We start from the raw sequence: 19,385 nt of genomic DNA on the forward strand, positions 1-19,385 counted from the left end.
CATAAATAACACATGTTTGAAAACCATGTGCACTATACTCCGATCATTCGAAAATGATAGAAATTTCTCTGATTAAATTTCTGCTGCTTTTCCTTTTTAAAGAGTTTAAAAGTCTATGAACTCGCCACTGCCTAGCTGAAACGACAAGTAGCTTGGCCAAAAAATGGCATGACGCTGAAATGGCAACCTAAAAAAACGCCAGCAATCTTGCTGGCGTTCTTTAAATTCGTTCAATTAGGCTGGAAGACGTTGCCCTGGCGCTTTGGTTTTTTTCTGGCGGTAACTGAACCATAGGTACGTCACCACAATTGAGAAGAACAAGTACGAAAGCGAGAAGATGAATGGCGAGCCAATCAAATCTTGCGATAGTCCCCAAAATACGCCGATAACCGTCACTGCTAACTTAGACAGCATGCCGCAAAGCAACAGGAAAACCGCCAGTTGAGGGAAACGCGAGCTGCGGAATGCAAACCAGTAACAACTGCCTACCGCCAGAGATGAAATATAGAGACCAAACAAGAAAGAGTGGATGTGGTCAGCAGAGGCATAACCCGCCGTAACAGATATCAGTAGAATAAGGAAAATCTTCATATACACCTCGCTATAAAAGCCTAAAAAGCATCCTTTCAATATTGCAATCTCAGTTTCCGCTATATTTTGCCAAACTAGTTTCAGAGATCAAGAGGCCAAACCTGTACAAAATGTGTACAAACATTAATCAAACCAACTGATTTTACATATGATTAACACAATGATTTTTAAGAATCCTTTGTCTACGGCATTTCGAGAGAAAAGTGTAAATTTAGAAAAGGATTGTTACATTCATTTAACAGCAGAAAATATTTTGTCTTTTTTTTAGCAATGTGAACTCAGTACCATATCGACTCTCTTCCGCATATCTAAGCCCCGCCAGATAAGCGCTCAACATCCAAAGATCACAAGATTTTCACAAACAAGCGTTAATTCAGAAAACTCTGTAACAACACTTTTTTAACGTATCAAAATATTTTCAGATCTGGCCTTAAAAAGAGATTCCAATCACAAAAGGATTGGTTATAATCCGCGCTCATTGCGTTATCTGTTGAAAAACGCAAACTAATTTTGAGTTTAACCACCTTTTTATTCGCCCCCTTTTGGTATTACCAGAAGCAACACTGAGAACAAAAATGAGCAAGATTGATAAAGCTATGCGCATCCTGCTTGCAGGATTCTGTATCAACCTTTGTCTTGGCATCCTGTATGCTTGGAGTGTATTCAACAAAGCACTAGTGACTGAGTCAGGCTGGAGCGCTGCAGAAGCGTCTGCCCCTTACGCAACCGCAACGATCACGTTCTCTATTTGTCTTCTTGTTGCTGGTATTCTTCAAGACCGCATGGGTCCACGTATGATTCTTATCCTAGGTACTGTTCTTACAGGTCTAGGTATGATTGCATCTGGTTTTGTTGACTCTCCACTGATGCTCAACATCACGTTTGGTGTGATCACCGGTGCGGGTATCGGTTTTGGTTATGCTTGTCTATCTCCATCGGCGATGAAGTGGTTCCACGCATCGAAGAAAGGCATGGTTAACGGCATCATCGCAGCAGGTTTTGGTCTTGCAGCGATCTACCTAGCGCCACTGACTTCAGCTCTGATCACGAACATGGGTATTCAGACCAGTTTTATGATTCTTGGTGTTGGTGTTCTTGCTATCGCGGTGCCTCTAGCGGCAACCATCAATAACCCACCAGCAGACTACACCCCAGCAGAGCCGAAAGTAAAAAAAGGCCAAGCACCTAAAGCGGTGAAGAAATCTGACGATCTGACGTGGAAAGCGATGCTTAAAACGCCACAGTTCTACGCACTATGGATCATGTACGCATTTGCAGCGTCTGTTGGCCTGATGATCATCGGTAACATCACCACCATCGCAAGCGTTCAAGCAAACCTGCCTAACGCGGTTTACCTTGCGTCTATTCTTGCGGTATTTAACTCAGGCGGCCGTGTTGCAGCAGGTATGCTTGCAGACAAGATCGGCGGCGTGCGTACGCTTCTTCTCGCGTTCGTTCTACAGGGCATCAACATGGTTCTGTTCGCAACGTTCCAATCTGAGTTCACTCTGATCATTGGTACGGCTATCGCAGCAGTAGGTTACGGTACGCTTCTTGCGGTCTTCCCTACTCTAACCGCAGAATTCTACGGTCTGAAAAACTACGGCACTAACTATGGCGTACTTTACACAGCATGGGGTATTGGTGGTGCGATTGGTGCAGCAGTGGTTGGTTTCTCTATGACCAACGGCACAGGCTACACCTTGGCTTACACAATTTCAGCCGTGATGATGGGCGTTTGTATTGTGCTTGCACTGGTAACGAAACCACTTTCAGAAGCGAAAGTCGCAGAGCTGAAAAAGGCGTAATTACGCGTTGATTTGAACATGAAAAGGCTTAACCTGCGGGTTAAGCCTTTTTTATTGTCGGTCGTTTATGGAAAACAGCGTTGAACTCGCCCCGGATTACTATCTCGATAACTTTTTTAAGCTTACGCGCCACGCACTGCAGTGGTACCAAGATTTGCTGACAACAGACGAACAGCAATGGCTTTTGGCGTTTACTGCGCTTGATAAGCGTGCGCAATGCCTTCTGGTACGTTTGTACAGTCGCAAAGGCTGTTGGTTTCGTAGTGATAAACTGCATTACGCTGAAATTCCACAAATTGATCACGCCCTAGACATACTCAGCCAAGGCGAGTTTGTCGAACTCTCTCCTGTAATTTCTCACCAAAAGCTCGCTCTCTACTTACTCACAAAACCAGAGCTGCTTTCGCTCTACCCCCATCTCACCAAAACGCAAAAGAAAGAGGCACTGGTCAATTGTCTAAGCGACGATGCCTTCACTCAGTTTGATGAACTAGCCTTCACCGTCATCAAGCTCAACTCCGCTCACATGATCGACCTACTACTGACGCTGTTTTTTGCAAACACTCATCAAGATCTGAGCCAATTCGTTTTAGATGATCTCGGTCTGCATCAATTCGAAGCTTACCAGTTAAGTAAAGAGCGGCGATTCTTCGATAGCCGAGAGCAGATTGATCGCTTAATCGACCTTAGTGAGCTTTCCAACCGTTACTGGCTTTGTGATCGAAAACAGAAGGAGAATCTGGAGCAGTTGCAGGCAGTACTGCCTGGCCCAGTGGCACATCCCTATGTCGACCGTAAACGCGAGCATCTGCTCAATGACATTGCCCGAGACTTTGAACGACTTGGCGAGTTCACTACGGCGCTCACACTGTTTGAACAAACTACGCTGGCACCCAGCCGAGAACGCCGTGCTCGCATCTACGATAAACTTGAACATAACCAGCCATTTAGTGACATTGTCACCGAAATGCTCACCCAGCCAATTGACGTCTCTGAATTTGAAGTAGCCCAGAAGCTAGAACAGAGACTAAAACGCAAGTTGGGCGAAAAGCTGCCGCGAGTCAGTAAACCTCAATGCAGCGAATACCGCATCTCGCTCGATCTGTCACAACAACGCGTCGAAATCGCAGCGTTGGCGCATTTTGAGCGTTTAGGTTGGCACGTATTCTACAGCGAAAATGCCCTACTCAACGGTTTGCTCGGGCTCACTTTCTGGCCTGCCTTTTTTGCCCCCGTCGAAGGCGCATTCATCAATACCTACCAGCATCGCCCTCTTGATTTGTATCATGACGATTTTACGCACAAGCGCGCCGCCGAGATCGATCAGGCGTTTACTCAATTACTAACCGGTGATAATGAATTTATTTTGCAGCGTTTTCGCGAAAAACAGGGAATTGCGAACCCATTGGTGCAGTGGTCAGCACTGTCAGAAAGTCTACTTTTGCATGCCTTAGAGAGCATACCGCGTGAAAGCTTGGTGGCGTTATTTAAAATCCAGCTCAGTGATTTAAAACTCTACCGCAATGGCATGCCCGATTTGATCGCGTTCAAAGATGGTGAGTATCAATGGATTGAAGTCAAAGGGCCCGGTGACAAACTGCAAGATAATCAGTGGCGTTGGATACACCATTTCAAGCAATTAGCGATTCCTTTCGCTGTGTGTTACGTAGAGCATCAAGCTGGCTAGGCAGACTAGCCGCGCGCCGATAATTTTCGTTCGTCTTTTTTCTGTTTGATCTGATCGATGACATACTCTGGTGCGACTTTTTGCAGCTCTGTCAAACAGAGCTCTGTCTTGGGATTGTCGTACCGTGCGTAGATGTCGCATACCGCGTAGAGTTGCTCTGGTGCTCCTGAAATTAAGTAGGCTTGTTCAAAAGCACCAACCGATTTCTGCACATCAAACGGCTCTTGCAACACACCATTGAGATACCAGTAATAGCTGTTGTTTTCAGCCATGTTGGCAGCCAATTCCATCTCTTGTGCTGCCGCATTTTTGTCATCCAAACGAACCAACGTCAGCGCTTTTGAATAATGCAACGCCGCATTGCTTGGATGTCGCTGAATAGCTTCATCCAGCGTTCCTATCGCCTCATCTTCGTTTTTCTGCGCGCGATAGTTATCTGCCAAGCTGAGCCAAACTTGCGGATTATCTGGCGTTTGCTCCGTCAGTTGCTGATAGAGCGGCTGCGCTTTGTCCCACTGCTTATACCAGCGATAAACGTCTGCCAGCAGCAATTGAGAATCGGTGTCTTTTTTCTGCTCTAAATAGCGAATAAGCTCCGTTGTCGGCGCATCTAACGTTTGCTGTTGGCTCTCACTGAGATTGCCATAGTCGCGCAGCAAATTCACCGTGGACGCCAATCTCACCATTGCGGTGTCATCGGTGAGCAATGGAGAAACCATGCGCCAACGGTGGGCAATATTGTATGGACCAGCACCAACAATGGCCGCTTCACGCAATGCAGGGTCACTTTCTTGCAGGTTGCGACTGACCGCCACCAGCGCGTTTTGGCTTGGGTAATTGGCCAAATTTCTTAGCGCGCCGACTCGTAGCTCGGTCGGCAAGCTTTTGTCTTGCGCTTGGTAGGAGAGTTTCGACACCACTTCCTGAGGAGAAGTAGCGTGAGTGAGCTCAAGAGTTGCACTCTTGCCTTCGCTATCACCTGCACTAGGCGACTGCATAAAAGAGACATCATGCGCGCTGACTTGCGCAGAGAGGCCCAAGGCCGCAAGTAAAAGAGTGTGGGAACGTGTCATCATTTTTACCTCAACGCTGGATCTTAAAACTTCGTTTCAAAACGCGATGTTCGGCTTGCCAACTGGCGTATCGCTTGATCACTGTATTGACCATGAACCACCGGATGGCCCGTTGCGCGTAAAACATACGCCAGAGCTTTGTCTGCGTGAGCGAAAAACTTTTTCCAACCCGCACAAAGATAGTTAAGCCCTGGTTCACCCTGTTTTGTGCGGATAAAACGGTTTTTCGGACACTCACCAAAGCAAGCAAATTGATACTCACATTGTTGGCATTGGCTGGTTAACGAACGCACCTTGCCGTAACCAAATTTTTGTTGCTCATCGCCATAGGCCAAGTGCTCTAGTGACTGCTGATGAATGTTGCCCATTTTATATTCGGGATAAACATAATGGTCGCACGCAAACACATCGCCATTCGGCTCCATGGCCAAGCCTTTGCCGCAAATTTCCCCTAGCGTGCACAATGGGTTCTTTCGCCCCATCCACGTTTCGACACTGGCTTCAAAATACTGCACAAAGACCTTCCCGATATCGTGTTGAAGCCACTCATCGAAGATAGCAATGAGAAAATTGCCCCAAGCCTCGTCTGCGACACACCATGGCTCCATTACCGAATCTTTGTGGCCGGGAATGAGGCGCTTATCTCCTTGCTTGAGCTGAGCTTGCGGTTGCCATGTTTGCGGGGCGGTTGTACGAAAGCTTTTCTGCTCGACAATTGGGATAAATTGCATTTGCGGCGAGCGTACCTCATCTCGCAAAAAACGATACACTTCTAACGGGTTACGGCTGGTCAAATTGTTCACACAAGTTAATGTGGCGAACGGCACTTGATGTTTGTGCAGCAGCGCCACCGCGTTCATCACTTGCTTAAATGTGCCTCGTCCCGCACGGTTGGTGCGGTAGGCGTTATGCATCATTTCAGGGCCGTCAATACTCAGACCCACCAAGAAATTGTGCGCTTTAAGAAATGCACACCAGTCGTCATTCAGTAAGGTGCCATTGGTTTGCAGATCGTTGGCGATGGTTACCCCTTCTGGCTGGTATTTGGCTTGGAATTCAACGATTTTTCGGAAGTAATCCAAGCCAAGCATCGTCGGCTCTCCCCCTTGCCATGAGAAGATAATTTCAGGCGTATTTTGCCCTTCAATGTACTGACGAATATAGGTTTCGAGCGTTGCCTCATCCATCACGGGCGTACAGCCCTTCTTATACTCAAGTAAGTCCTGTTTACTGAGGTAATAGCAGTACGTACAGTCGATGTTGCAAACAGCACCAATCGGTTTTGCCATCACGTGTAAACGCTTTGATGCTTTACCATTAAACTGTGGGCCCTGAGTAATCTGCATAATTCACCTATTTCTTCGCGCCGAGCGCCAAGTCTTGTTTGAAGAAAATCTCGATAAATGCATCTTAAAAGGCTTTCCGAACAAGGGCTTGTTATACCCGTTATAACCTTTTTTCATGGCAACAATGCGTAAGCTGAAAGCTCGCTGACTTAAGGAGCATTTCGGATGACTTTATCGCCTCGTCACTGGCTTTTTCCCCTCTTTCCTCTTACGGTTGCTTTGCTTGCGAACGGCTGTAGCTCAACGCCCCATCCCATCGCCATGGCCATTAACCAAGAGATGGTATTGGTCGAAGGCGGCACTTTTGAGATGGGTTCTGATCATCCCAGTGCAAAGAAATCTGAAACCCCTGCACACCAAGTGACTGTGGATAGTTTTTACCTTGCCAAATTCGAAGTCACTCAAGCACTGTTTGAGTCGGTGATGGGCTCCTCGCTCAGCTATTTCCCGAATCCAAACGTTCCCGTCAACAACTTAAGTTGGCAGCAAGCGAACTACTTCATTGAACGCTTGAACACCCTGACAGGCGAGCACTACCGCTTACCGACAGAAGCAGAATGGGAGTTTGCCGCTCGCGGTGGCGTGCATAACCAAGGGTTTACGTACGCAGGCTCGAACAACATTGATGAGGTTGCTTGGTATGTGCGCAATGCCAATAACCAAGCGCATCCGGTGGGATTAAAGCAACCCAATGAGCTCGGACTCTATGACATGACTGGCAACGTGGGTGAATTTGTCATCGATGCCTTTGACGCGGGTTACTACAAATACGCCCCAAGCCACAACCCAAGTAATGCCAAAGATGAAACGGCGGGCTTGGCGCATAAATCCGTTCGCGGCGGCAGCTTTTCTTACGCTGCAGACGAATCGGAAAACTTCCGACGTGATTTCGCCAGTCAATCGATACGCATGGCCGACATGGGCTTGCGACTGGCAAAAGACATTGATTGATCGACAACATCAAAGAGGACGACAATGAAAGCAGTTTGGCTCACTGGCGCATCGCTACTTTGCGCTTTCACCCCCTATGCAATCGCGGCAGCAAGCGAAAAGCCAGCCTTAGTATTGCAAATTACCGTTGATGGACTACGTGGCGATTTACTCGACCGATACAAGCACAACTTCGCGGAAAAAGGCTTTCGCTATTTGATGGATGAGGGGGTTTATTACACCAATGCACACTATCAGCACGGCAATACAGAAACCATCGTCGGCCATGTGTCGCTGGCAACTGGCGCGCCGCCGTCGGTTCACGGTATGGTCGGCAATGTGTGGTACGACAGGCAGAAAGAGCGCCTTGTTTACAATGTCGAAGACGAAAACTACACCATGCTCAATAGCCATGCTGGTGTCAACAAAGCGACCGAAATCGACCCGACTCAAAAAACCGCGCTGAAAGATGGCCGCTCACCACAACCCATTTTGACGACGACGTTCAGTGATGAACTGGCGCTCTCTTCCAACGGCAAAGCCAAGGTGTTTTCGGTGTCCGTCAAAGACCGAGGAGCAATTTCATTGGGCGGTCATTCTGGCAAAGCGTTTTGGTTTTCCAAAGCGACCTCAGAGTTTGTCACCAGCAGCTACTATTATGACCAGACGCCACAATGGGTGACGCAGTGGAACGCCGAGAAAATTCCCGCACAATACTCAGGTCAAAAATGGTCACTCACTCTGCCGCAAGATCGCTACACTCTCCAAGAAATCAGCCAAGAACATAAGGTGGACCTCGCTGGTTTTGCCCGTACTTTCCCCCACCCTTATGGCCCGGCCAGCTTTAAGTATTTTTCCACCATGCTGACTTTGAGCCCAGCGGGTGACGAGATCACGGCCAACTTCGCGCAACGAGTGTTGGAGAAAGAGCAATTAGGTAAGGGCGACGCCACCGACTATCTTGCGGTGAGTTTTTCGTCAAACGATTATGTGATTCACATGTACGGTCCAAACAGTTTGGAAACCGAAGATAACTTGATCCGGCTTGACCGCACCTTGGCGAAGCTGTTTGACGCCGTGGATGAGCAGGTAGGATTAAACAATACGCTGATTGTACTCTCCGCTGACCATGGCGTGCCCGAAGCATCACCAAATGCTCGTCAAATTGGCTTACGCCAAGCGCAGTATTTCGACCAAAAGACGCTGTTCTCAACCCAAATAGAGCAGCGTTTAAAGCAAGAATTTGGCTTAAGTAAAGACGCCATTCGCCTCTACGCACAGCCTTACATCTACCTTAACCATGACGTGATTGCCAAGAGCAAGGCGAGTTTAGCTGATGTACAAGCAATGATCGCCGAAGAGGTTTCGAAGGTGGAAGGCGTTGCGTACGCCATCACCAGCAGCGACATCGAAAACAACCGAGTCGTGGATAGCCGCATTACACAGTTGATCAAAAACAACTATCACCCACAACGCTCGGGCGATATCTATTTGGTGTTTGGCGCTCGCAGCTACATCAATGATATGGATGGTTTAACCATCGCTTCGACGCACGGTTCTCCATGGCGTTATGACACGCATGTGCCGGTAATTTTTGCGGGCTATGATGTGAAAGCGCAGCGCGTTTCTCGAGCGATCACTCCGTATGACGTTGCACCAACCTTATCCAATAAGCTTGGTATTACCCAGCCCAGTGGGGCGACTGGTCAGGTGCTTAGTGAGGTAGTGAAAGAGGTGGTGAGATAGGCGGTGAGATAGGTGGCAACGCCTTAAGCACGCCATGCAAACAGACACAAAAACGGCAGAGATGGTGTCATCACTGCCGTTTTTCTATTTGTTATCGTTTCAACACCTTAACAGCCGCTTTGAGTTGATTTCGCAACCATTGATGCGCACTTTCGCTGCTGCGGCTTGGATGCCAAATCGCGCATAAATCGTAAATATCGTGCTCAAAAGGCAAAGACACCGCTTTGATGTTGTAGGTTCCTGCAAAGGCATTGATGGTCGACTCCGGCAGCATACCAATGTACTCACTGCCATGGATAACCGGTAACATTTCCAATGCCCCGGACGCACGATAGACAATTTTCCGTTGCGCTAAATCGGCAATATCTTCTTCACTCATTAAGCTTTTGCGCGCGTGCCAGCGTGAAACCACCACATGCTCTTCTGCCAAAAACTGCGCAACGCTACACGCGTCAGCAATACGTGGATGATCCGCGCAGCAGACCACCATTAATCGTTCGGAAAAAATAGGTTCCACTTTTAAGGTCGTCCACCCTCTTGGCGCCATGTCGATGATCAAATCATAACGCTGCAACCGCAAGTCACTTTCGTAATCTTCCGTAAACAGGGGGTGCACTTCCAAGGAGATATTTGGCGCGTGCTGACGAATTTGCTTCAAAAGCTGTGGCATCAACTCATAACTGGCGACCGACACACAAGCAATCGAGAAAATCCGATTTGACACTTTGGCTTCAAATTCACTGGATGCGGATAAGGTCGAGGTGAAGTTTTTAAATGCTGTCAGCATTGCGGGATAGATGTCCACAGCGAAACTGGTTGGCTCTACGCCTGACGGGCTGCGGTGAAACAACGGCTCATCGTAAATATCACGTAAACGTGCCAGCGCTTTGCTCACGGCAGGCTGGCTAATATCCAAACGAGCCGCGGCTTTCGAGAGATTCTGCTCTTCAAAAATCGCAACAAAAATGGGGATGAGATTCAAATCGGTATTTTTCATGGCAAAACCGGGAACACAAACGAATGGCCCAATTTTACCCAACCCAACGCCATGGCACGACGAGCGTGCTGTAAAAGTTAGTGACAGAACGCATTTTAGCGAGATTTAACCCGTCATTGACCCAAACTGAGCCCATCTCCGCTGGGGTCCACTCAATACGGCGGTTGTGCTGTTGAAAAGTTGGATGAAAGCATTGCTTAAAAGCCATAGTGGAAAGCGGTGGTTAAAAGCGCTAACGCAGAGCGACGATTCCAATTCTGTTACTATGATTTCTACCCATCCTTTTTCACCTGTTTATTTTTCGCCTGTAGGTCACGGTGCAACTTAGGCAATGCCTTGGGTAAAGAAATGCGCCAGTAACCTCGTGACTTTGCTTGTACGCCTTGCCAAAGCTGCTTCATCAGAGAAACGTCTTCTACACCTTGATGAAACAGCGCCGTGCTCTGTTGCCAAGGTTTTGAATCATGAGCTTTAGCGATCTGCAATTCGCCATCATTGACTCGTAACTGCTTGTACAGCAGCGCCCGAACCGCCGGCCAGCGCTTGGCTTTAAGCAGACGGCGAAACACCAACCATGTCGGTAATGGTCGCGAACGATAATGGCGTTTCACCATAACGATCACCGCCATCAACGTGAGCAGGAATAGCCCGCCCGCGACAAGCCACTTCGAGTAGGCACGGATAAACGACTGAAACGTATGTTTCGCATGAAAAGTGTTGCCTTCAATCACCACCGTCTCCAGCGTCTGGCTATCACTGTTCCACCACTGAAATTGGCGCTCAGGTAAGCTCAAATCCCCACCTTGTTGAATCACATACACGGTTTCCTCTGTGCGACTCGAACGATAGTCACCCCTTATTTGGGTATCCTCCAGACGATTGGGTTGAGGATACGCTTGATAGCGAGGCGTGGATTCGTTGCTGAGGAGTTTGGGGAGCAACACAGAAAGGCTATCTTTGGCGCGAATGGTGATGGTTCTGGTTATGGCATCCCCGACTTTCAACGGCTCCGAGGAGGTTTGCCATTGCTGCTCCACCTCAACGTCACTGGCACTAAACCAAGCCGATTGTTGCTGTATCAATCCTGAAGGCATAGAAGCGTCAAACGAAATCGGCGCGGTGTAGAGCGTGCCCGAGACGTTTTCTCCATTGGGCGCAGATACTTGCACGCTCACCGCTATGGGGGGAACGACAAAGCGCCCCGACGCCTGCGGGTAAAGCGTGATTTCCCAACGCTGACGCGACCACGTATGGCCGTCCTTACGCTCGGTATAGTTGGTTGCCAACGGATTACGTTGCTTGGCGATGACGTTGGGGATTTCAACGTGACCAATGCGAGTGCCCGCGGTGAACAAGCGTGGTGTCGCGACTTCGATAGTCAAAATCACCTGCTCATTAACGCTGAACACGGGAAGCGTTTTCGTCTCCTGCGCCTTCGGCGGCTGGCCAACCCAAGCCAAAAGCTCAACATGGTTGCTGCGCTGCAAATCCTCAATATCCTGCGCGCACGTTGTCGCACTCAGCACCAGGTTAGCGAGGGTGAGAAACATCGCCATTAGCCACTTATGTGGAAACGGAGTAGCAAATTTGGCGTACATCATCATTGCTTTTGCTCCTGTTGTTCGAGCGTTGTGTCACTTGTTTTAGCCCCTTGATGCAATTGAATTTGGAACTTAGCCGCTAGAAAGTATTTGGGGTCAGCTTCCACACGTTTTAACCATTTGTCTGCTAATGCATCACTTCCCAAGATCTCGTTTGCATTTAACGTTTCTTTAAGCATCATTTCGGCAACGGTTTGCTCGTCCACGCCGTCAGCAGTTTGAGGGTTATCCCCTAACTCGATCGACTCTTCTGGGCCATCCGTGGAACCTGCTTGGCTTGCACTGGTGCGATTGATTTCTTCAACAATGCCACCAATGACCCGAAGATTGTGTTCCACGTCGGCTCTTAACTTGCTGCTCAAGGTTTCTTTATCGGCAAGGGATCGTAACAAGTTACGCGCGGCCAAATATTCTCGTTGGCGAGCCAGAGCGGTTGCTGCGTTATAAAGCCCGAGGTCTTTGGCTTCATCTGACGGATCGTTTTGCATGGTTAAAAATGCGCTGTGTGCTAAGGCGTATTCTCCGGCGTAGTAATAGGCCGTGCCTTTGCGTAATGGGTCGTTGAAATGTTTGGCGGCTTGCAAGTATTGCCCTTGGTTCCACCATCGTTGACCTTGCTGGTCAGGAGTCAGCCAGAGATCCCACCACCACTGCTCCGTCTTCTCCCACACCGTCATCATTTTTGGCTGAGCTGTTCTTTCCACACTAAGCGAAACGGTTTCTGCCATGGCATTGGGCGTTGCAAACAGCGACGTAGACACCGTGACCACCAAGCACCATTGCACTAACCAGCCTTTGCGAAACCAGAGCATCATAATGATGGCGATGGGTAACAACAGCGGATAGCCCATATCTTGCCACGGCATCGACGAGTCGCCATTGAGCTGCATATTCCGTTCAACGTATCGGTTGAGGGTTTCGATATCACGATTATCGACACTGGTTTGCACTAAACGCCCCCCCGTTGCGTTGGCCAATTTGTTCAATGAACCTAAATCCACTGGAGTGTCGGAAACAACATTTGAATTGCCCGCCGCCAAGATCAGTAATTGATACGGTTTTTCTGCAAAATACGCTTCGTACGCATCGATGGTGGCCGGATTCACCCCATCACTCACTAACAATACGCTTGAGCCAGCCTGCCCTTGCAGTTGTTGATCAATCAGAGGCAATGCTTTTTCCGCAAGCTTACCTTCTATGGGCATAATCTCGGGTGTGATTGCCGCTAAAAACGGGTCAAAGACTTTACTGTCTTGCGTTACAGGCATCGCGACGTGTGCAGAGCCAGCAAAGACCACTAACCCCGTGCTGCCTCCTTTTCTTGCGACTAACAAATCGCGAATTTTCTGTTTTGAGCGAGCTAAGCGACTGGGAGGAAGATCATTTTGTAGCATCGAGTTGCTGTTATCCAATATCACCAACATAGTCGCTTTGTCTTCACCAAATGGTGAGGCTTGGCGCTGCCAAGTCGGGCCTGCGCAAATAATAATTGCTAAAGTGACATTGACCACCAATAACTTGAGCGGCAGTTGCTTGCGCCAGCCTTGCTCACCTATCGTTAACACTTGGCGTAAATGCGTTGGCAAAATGGCTTTCCAACTCGCGGCACTCTCCTCCCGCCACCTCATCCATAACAGTAGTAACATCGGCACAAACGCCAATAACCATTCCGGTCGCAGGAAGTGAAACTGAGAGAAAAACGGCGTCACTGTCATGCCGAATGAAGACGTATCAAGCATGGTGTTTCCTCTGTTCATTTTCCAATGTTGTTGCTTTGACCTTTGTGTTGCGTATCCGTCGCTTCAACGTCACCACACTAAACGCAACTAGATAGAGGCCCACCACGATACCCATAAATCCATGATGCAAACTCTGCTTAGGGCGGTAGGTGATGCTTTGGTACAACTGAGGCTCGAGCTTACCGATATCATCGTATGCGCTGGCCAACTCATCGCGGTTCAAAGCTTGAAATGCTTGGCCGCCAGATTCACTGGCAATGCGTTCGATCGTTTGCATGTCGAGTGCAGTTTCCCCAACCGTGCTGGGATCGCCCATCGCAATCACATGAATTCTAACCCCTTTTGCTTTGGCCACCTTGGCCGCGTCTATCGGTTCAACAAAGCTTCCAGTGTCATTGCCATCCGTGAGCACGATCGCCACTTTTTGTCGTGGTTTTGAAGACACGGCTTGGCTTTGTTCACTTTGCTCAAATACCTTGATGGCCAAACCAATGGCATCGCCCAAATGCGTACTCTGCCCCGCCATTGCAACATCGGTTTGATTGAGCAGCGCTAACCATACTTTTTGATCCGCGGTGAACGGCGTTTGTACAAAAGCCGCATCCCCAAACAAAATCAGACCAAGGCGATCCCCCTGTCTGGTTTTAGCAAAATCCGCCAGTACCTCTTTGGTGGCATCAAGACGAGAAATTTTTGCACCCGACGCACTGGTAAAATCCTGCTCAGCCATTGAGCCAGAAAGATCGACCACCACCATGACATCGCGACCCGAACTTTCGCGTATTTGCGGTGCGCCCAAAATGGTTGGTTTGGCAAGCGCACTGACCACCAGTAACCAAGACAACACTAACGTGGCACGTTGCCAACTGCTGGGTGTTAACTGACTGGCTCCTTCTGAGGGCGTTTCCCCCATGGCTTCCACCAGTTGATGAAAGAATGGCACCTTAATGGCGGTTTGTTTGGTGCGGTATGCCGGCACAACGTAATAAACCACCAATGGCAGCGGTAGCGCCAGAAACCACAACGGAGAGTCAAACTCGAGATGAATAAGACTCAACATTGACGATAGATAATCAACCATGACGCAGCCCTTTTAACCATTGCCATGGAGACAATACACTCCGTTTTTCAACACTGGACGCCTTCTCTTGATGCGATTTGACCCAAAGTGCCGCACGCGCTTTCAGTGTTGCTCGCGCTGATTCAGTCAAAGGTACGTTGGGGTTCACGGTGCTTTGCACCCACTGTATTGCCAACTCATCGTCAAAGAGGGGTTGTGTTGGTATAAGCTGATTCAACACAGCCAAAAATGCATCGCCAAACAGGCGTGCGTAGCCGCTGTCGTGGTAGATCAATACCTGTTTTACTATCGAAAACAGTTCGCTCGCCATGGCTGGATCTTTTGGATCTAACTGCGCGATTGCCTGCAAAGCTTCGGCGCGATATCGATTATCCCAACAAAAACGGAGGTATCGATAGCCAATGTAGAACAGCACCAGCCCCCCAATGATGGCCAACACTTTCCAACCCACCGTTTGTGGCAACCAACTGACACACTCGGGCACTGCCACATCGTGCAGTTCACGCAGAATATAGGTACTTGGCGGTGTATGTTGAATCGTCATCTATCGCCCTCCTACCCATTTTTGGAAGTGCGCGATGTGCTCGCCTTTGGTGTCCAATTCGATGTGGGGCAAGTTTTTCATCGCCATGAGTTGTGCGAGCGACTGGCGCTGCTGTTGTGACTTTTCCGCCAAGCTGATACTGGCCGTGTTGATTTTCGCTTTGCTATCCATACTCAGTTGATAGCGTCCATCACCAATCACCCAGTTAATGCGAGCAAGCTCTGGTGGAAGAGATTGTTCAAGTGGATCCCCCACCATCACAACAAGAATGTCGTTGTGCTGCTGTAGTTGCTTTAAATGGTCAAGATGATGCGTTTCACAGTCACGCCAGTCACTGATAAAAATGAGAGTCGAATGCCTTGGTTTGACGCGTTTGATCAATTCAAGCCAATGCCCAAATGAGACTGAGGTGGAATCCTTGGATGCAACGTTTAGGCTCTGATTTGTTTGCGCTAAACGCTTTAGCTGCGCCAACAAATCATTTTGTGAGCGCTTCACTTTGCTGTAGTACAACTCTTGATGCGACGCAATGACGAAGCCAACACGATCACCATCTTTCAATGCTCGCCAAGCGCACATCGCGGCAATTTCCGCTGCCACCACCGATTTCATTATCTCGGTCGAGGCAAAGAACATTCCGCTACGCTGATCGACGCACACCAACACATTGCGATCTTTCTCTTCCGTATAACGACGCACGTGGGGCTTTCCGGTACGCAATGTGACTTTCCAGTCGAGGTTACGGATGTCGTCACCAAGCTGATAATGGCGCAACTCTTCAAAGTTTAAACCTCGTCCCCGAAACAAGGAACGGTGTCGCCCAGAGAGCACGCTGCCAGCCCTAAGATGCGGCAGTAAGCTAAAGCCGTCGGCTTGTGCTTGCAAACGGACAAGCCTTGCGTAATCACAGTAGACTCTAGGGTCGAGTCCTTGCGGCTGAGGGGCGATCGTTGGCTTGACCATACTGGTTCCCCTTATCCGATTTCGACACAATCAAGCAGCGCTTGCACCACAGCTTGATGGTCAACACCATCGGCAATCGCTTCATAGGAAAGTGAAAAACGATGCCCTAGCACACATGGCACCATTGCACGCACATCATCAGGTGTGACGTGGTCACGTCCCTGCAGCCAAGCGTAAGCACGCGCGCACTTATCCAGCGCGATTGACGCTCGAGGGCTCGCCCCCACTTCAATCCATTTTGATAAGGCAGTTTCGGCATAGCGATCTGGTTTACGCGTCGCCATCACAAGTGCCACGATGTAGTTTTCGACCAAGTCAGACACCGCGATAGTTGGCAATTGTCGACGGGCTTCTAACACTGTGTTGGGGTCAATAGGCTGAAGCGCTTGATCACCATCACCACTGACTTTTTTCTCTCCCATCTCTTCGCTGCGCACTAAACGAATAATCTCTCGTTCAGCCTCATCTTCTGGGTAGTCCACCGTGACTTTCATCATGAAGCGATCCATTTGCGCTTCTGGGAGTGGATACGTCCCTTCTTGCTCAACGGGGTTTTGCGTGGCAAGCACCATAAAGAGCTCAGGCAGCTGGTGCGTTTTGTCACCGACCGTTATCGTGCCTTCCGCCATCGCCTCCAGCAGTGCCGCTTGGACTTTCGCTGGTGCTCGATTCACTTCATCGGCCAGTACAATGCTGTTGAAAATAGGCCCCGCTTGAAAATGGAGCTGAGGCTTACCCTCACGCTCTTGGTACACTTCTGTGCCCGTCACATCAGACGGCAGTAAATCTGGCGTAAATTGAATGCGGCCAAAGCTGGTGTTAAGCCGCTTCGCCAGCGATTTCACCGATCGCGTTTTGGCGGTGCCAGGCAATCCTTCAAGCAACACATGGCCATTAGTCAGTAATCCAATCACTAACGCCTCAACCACATGCCTTTGGCCAATGACGCTTTTTTCCGTTTGTTGAATGAGTAGATTGATGGCTTTCTGTGCGTGATTCATCGGCGTTTTCCAGTTTTGTAAACGAAAGGAAGAGATTGAAATCAGTATAAAAACAATTTGAATAACTAAAGGTTATAACGTCTATATGCCTCTTGCTGCTAAACGCTATTCACGGCGGTCATGAGGAGCTTTGAGGATTTGAGTAATGCCAACCAACATTGGCAATGCATAATCAAAAAACGCTTTGATGCCCGGACACAGATAGTTCAGTCCAACTTCACCGTCTGGGGATTTGATCAAGCGATTCTTAGGACATTCACCCCAACAATATTGAAGATAGGGGCATTGCAGGCAATAGCTCGGCAGCGACTCTCTTTTCGCCATACCAAAGGTGTACTGACGCGTTGACATGGCCAGCTCACTCAAATCATGCTGCTGAATATTGGCCAGTTGATATTCGGGATACACATAGTGATCGCAACTGAATACGTCACCATTGTGTTCTATCGCCTAGCCCTTGCCGCAGAACTCTGACGTCACGCAAAGTTGCGAAGGCAATCCCATCACCTGCGCAACGGCGGTTTCAAATAGATTAACAAGTACACGCCCTAAATCGTTATTCACCCACTCTTCAAAGGTTGCAATAAGAAACGCTCCCCACTGCTGCGGGTCCACGGACCAATCCGTGACCACAGACATAGGATGCCCCGGCTTGGCCAGTTCACTACCCACGACAGGGATCATCTGTTCATTCCAAAACTGCGGCGCTGTGGTTTGAAAACCATTGGATTCGACAACGGGTGTAAACTGGAGATAAGTGGCGCCCAACTCTTGGGTAAGAAAACGATAGACCTCACGAGGATACTGAGCATTATGGCGATTCACTGCGACCAAAGCGTTAAATTTCACCCCATATTTTTTGAGCGTTTCAACCGATTTCATTACCAAATCAAAGGTGGGTTTTCCGCTTCGTGTTCGGCGATATTTATCATGAATTTCGCGCGGGCCATCGATCGACAGGCCCACAAGAAATTGGTGTTCGGCTAGAAACTGACACCACTCATCATTGAGCAAAATGCCATTCGTTTGCAGGTCATTTTCTATGCGAACGCCAACTGGCTGATATTTTTTCTGCAGTTCAACCACTTTGCGAAAGTAGTCGAGGCCGAGCAGTGTCGGCTCTCCACCTTGCCACGAGAACACGATTTCATTGCCATCCTGGCTCGCTATGTAACTTTTGATAAATGTTTCAAGTAACTCCTCACTCATCTGAGGCTGTTTCTTTTGATGCAGCAACGCTTCTTTATGCAGATAGAAACAATACTGGCAATCAATATTGCATTTGGCACCGCCGGGTTTCGCCATCACATGAAAACGACGTTGATAACTTTGATTTGCTTCGGGCTTTGCCGCAGTTTTCATGGGCACAATAGGCATCGCAGTTGAATGACGAGGAGTGACTTTTTGCATCAGTATTTCTCTTTTCTGCTGTCTCGGTATGGGCAAGACGATGAATTAAGAAGAGATAGCCTCTCCTTTTCCAAAGAGGCTATCGCTTAGACAGGATTATTTCGGTACAAACGAACCCGGCGCCATGCGAGGTGGGTACGCTTTGAATGTTCCCATGACTTCTTGAACTTTCTCAATTGCTGGCATCATGAGGAATGAGCGTTCATACATCCAAGTGTCATAACCCATACCAGTGTCTCCACGTTCGAACGGGTCGATACTCAAGTCGAATATCTTAGGTACACGCAGTTTGGTGAAAGGCTTCTGCCAAATTGCGAGACCAGTTTCATTCTCTTGGATCATGAAGTGGTATTTGTATTTGTATTTGCCATAGCGCAGTGCCAGCAGATCCCCATCATCACCAAAGATTCCTCTTTTGTAATCGAGAACGCCTACCAAGAACCCGCTGTCGTCATTTGCCGTCAGGGCCACCCTCGTATTCAAGGACAACTTAGCAAAGCCCAGTTTTATCAAGAGAGCCATTGTCTGTTTTCCGGCAAATGGAACAACACCACAGGGTTTGAGCAGCTAGCCAATGAACCTATTGAAGAGCGGATTGTCGAGATTGTGACGACGTCGCTGTCGAGTATGGCGCTCTATGTCGCCCAACGAGATTGCCTCGGCGTGGTCTCTCGTTCGTTTGCCTTAAAATGGAGTCAGGCGCTGAAACTGCAAATTCTCGATTGCCCAATTGCTATTAGCCTGATTCCCTATAAGTTCATTTATCATAAGCGCGAGCTAAACAACCCAGCTCACCAGAGGTTGAGAGAGAAGATAAAAGCGCAACTCGAACAAGCACACGCCCATCCCATCGAACTATAAACACGAG

At 48.7% G+C, this 19,385-nt stretch carries 14 protein-coding genes and 3 pseudogenes; 5 read left to right on the top strand and 12 right to left on the bottom strand.

The window, feature by feature from the left end; genetic code table 11:
* Positions 1–234 precede the first annotated feature (234 nt).
* Positions 235–591, bottom strand: a complete 357-nt coding sequence (locus AOT11_RS21945; RefSeq protein ID WP_011081148.1) for a hypothetical protein — start codon at positions 589–591, stop codon at positions 235–237.
* 575 nt (positions 592–1,166) lie between these two features.
* Between AOT11_RS21945 and AOT11_RS21950 the strand changes: the two genes are divergently transcribed.
* Both AOT11_RS21950 and AOT11_RS21955 read left to right on the top strand, forming a co-directional pair.
* A complete protein-coding gene (locus AOT11_RS21950; RefSeq protein ID WP_026050863.1) occupies positions 1,167–2,399 on the top strand; it encodes an L-lactate MFS transporter in 1,233 nt (410 codons plus the stop codon).
* Positions 2,400–2,466: 67 nt separating this feature from the next.
* Positions 2,467–4,086, top strand: a complete 1,620-nt coding sequence (locus AOT11_RS21955; protein ID WP_017422930.1) for a VRR-NUC domain-containing protein — start codon at positions 2,467–2,469, stop codon at positions 4,084–4,086.
* Between the two features lie 5 nt (positions 4,087–4,091).
* On the opposite strand, the gene AOT11_RS21960 is transcribed toward AOT11_RS21955, so the two are convergent.
* Together AOT11_RS21960 and AOT11_RS21965 are read right to left on the bottom strand one after the other, a co-directional pair.
* Positions 4,092–5,162 carry a tetratricopeptide repeat protein gene (locus AOT11_RS21960; RefSeq protein WP_017422931.1) on the bottom strand — a complete coding sequence of 357 codons (1,071 nt, stop codon included), beginning with the start codon at positions 5,160–5,162 and terminating at the stop codon, positions 4,092–4,094.
* 20 nt (positions 5,163–5,182) lie between these two features.
* Positions 5,183–6,505, bottom strand: a complete 1,323-nt coding sequence (locus tag AOT11_RS21965) for an anaerobic sulfatase maturase (protein ID WP_017422932.1) — start codon at positions 6,503–6,505, stop codon at positions 5,183–5,185.
* Positions 6,506–6,670: 165 nt separating this feature from the next.
* On the opposite strand from AOT11_RS21965, the gene AOT11_RS21970 reads away from it, so the two are divergent.
* Both AOT11_RS21970 and AOT11_RS21975 read left to right on the top strand, forming a co-directional pair.
* Positions 6,671–7,456 carry a formylglycine-generating enzyme family protein gene (locus AOT11_RS21970; RefSeq protein WP_017422933.1) on the top strand — a complete coding sequence of 262 codons (786 nt, stop codon included), beginning with the start codon at positions 6,671–6,673 and terminating at the stop codon, positions 7,454–7,456.
* 24 nt (positions 7,457–7,480) lie between these two features.
* A complete protein-coding gene (locus tag AOT11_RS21975) occupies positions 7,481–9,181 on the top strand; it encodes an alkaline phosphatase family protein (protein ID WP_017422934.1) in 1,701 nt (566 codons plus the stop codon).
* Positions 9,182–9,272: 91 nt separating this feature from the next.
* On the opposite strand, the gene AOT11_RS21980 is transcribed toward AOT11_RS21975, so the two are convergent.
* The 9 genes and pseudogenes from AOT11_RS21980 to AOT11_RS22020 form a co-directional block, all read right to left on the bottom strand.
* Positions 9,273–10,178: a LysR family transcriptional regulator gene (locus AOT11_RS21980; protein WP_026050864.1), complete on the bottom strand. Its 906-nt coding sequence runs from the start codon at positions 10,176–10,178 to the stop codon at positions 9,273–9,275.
* A 272-nt stretch (positions 10,179–10,450) separates the two neighbouring features.
* Positions 10,451–11,782, bottom strand: a complete 1,332-nt coding sequence (locus AOT11_RS21985; RefSeq protein WP_026050865.1) for a BatD family protein — start codon at positions 11,780–11,782, stop codon at positions 10,451–10,453.
* Positions 11,779–13,536: a vWA domain-containing protein gene (locus AOT11_RS21990; RefSeq protein ID WP_017422937.1), complete on the bottom strand. Its 1,758-nt coding sequence runs from the start codon at positions 13,534–13,536 to the stop codon at positions 11,779–11,781. The genes AOT11_RS21985 and AOT11_RS21990 overlap by 4 nt, the downstream gene beginning before the upstream one ends.
* The gene (locus tag AOT11_RS21995) at positions 13,511–14,599 is read right to left on the bottom strand and encodes a vWA domain-containing protein (protein ID WP_017422938.1); all 1,089 of its coding nucleotides are present in this window, start codon (positions 14,597–14,599) and stop codon (positions 13,511–13,513) included. Before AOT11_RS21995 ends, AOT11_RS21990 begins: the two co-directional genes overlap by 26 nt.
* Positions 14,592–15,143: a DUF4381 domain-containing protein gene (locus tag AOT11_RS22000; RefSeq protein WP_017422939.1), complete on the bottom strand. Its 552-nt coding sequence runs from the start codon at positions 15,141–15,143 to the stop codon at positions 14,592–14,594. Before AOT11_RS22000 ends, AOT11_RS21995 begins: the two co-directional genes overlap by 8 nt.
* On the bottom strand, positions 15,144–16,106 hold the full coding sequence (locus AOT11_RS22005) for a DUF58 domain-containing protein (protein ID WP_017422940.1): 963 nt from the start codon (positions 16,104–16,106) through the stop codon (positions 15,144–15,146).
* Between the two features lie 11 nt (positions 16,107–16,117).
* Complete coding sequence (locus AOT11_RS22010; protein WP_017422941.1) at positions 16,118–17,107, bottom strand: AAA family ATPase; 990 nt, start codon at positions 17,105–17,107, stop codon at positions 16,118–16,120.
* 105 nt (positions 17,108–17,212) lie between these two features.
* Positions 17,213–18,517: pseudogene (locus AOT11_RS22015) on the bottom strand (anaerobic sulfatase maturase).
* A 96-nt stretch (positions 18,518–18,613) separates the two neighbouring features.
* Positions 18,614–18,922: pseudogene (locus AOT11_RS22020) on the bottom strand (arylsulfatase); the annotation flags it as partial.
* Between AOT11_RS22020 and AOT11_RS22025 the strand changes: the two are divergent.
* Positions 18,911–19,378, top strand: a pseudogene (locus AOT11_RS22025) (LysR substrate-binding domain-containing protein); the annotation flags it as partial. The pseudogenes AOT11_RS22020 and AOT11_RS22025 sit on opposite strands and share 12 nt — an antisense overlap.
* Positions 19,379–19,385: the final 7 nt, after the last annotated feature.

This window comes from Vibrio vulnificus NBRC 15645 = ATCC 27562 (genome assembly GCF_002224265.1).
In the GTDB taxonomy this organism is placed as follows: Bacteria; Pseudomonadota; Gammaproteobacteria; order Enterobacterales; family Vibrionaceae; genus Vibrio; species Vibrio vulnificus.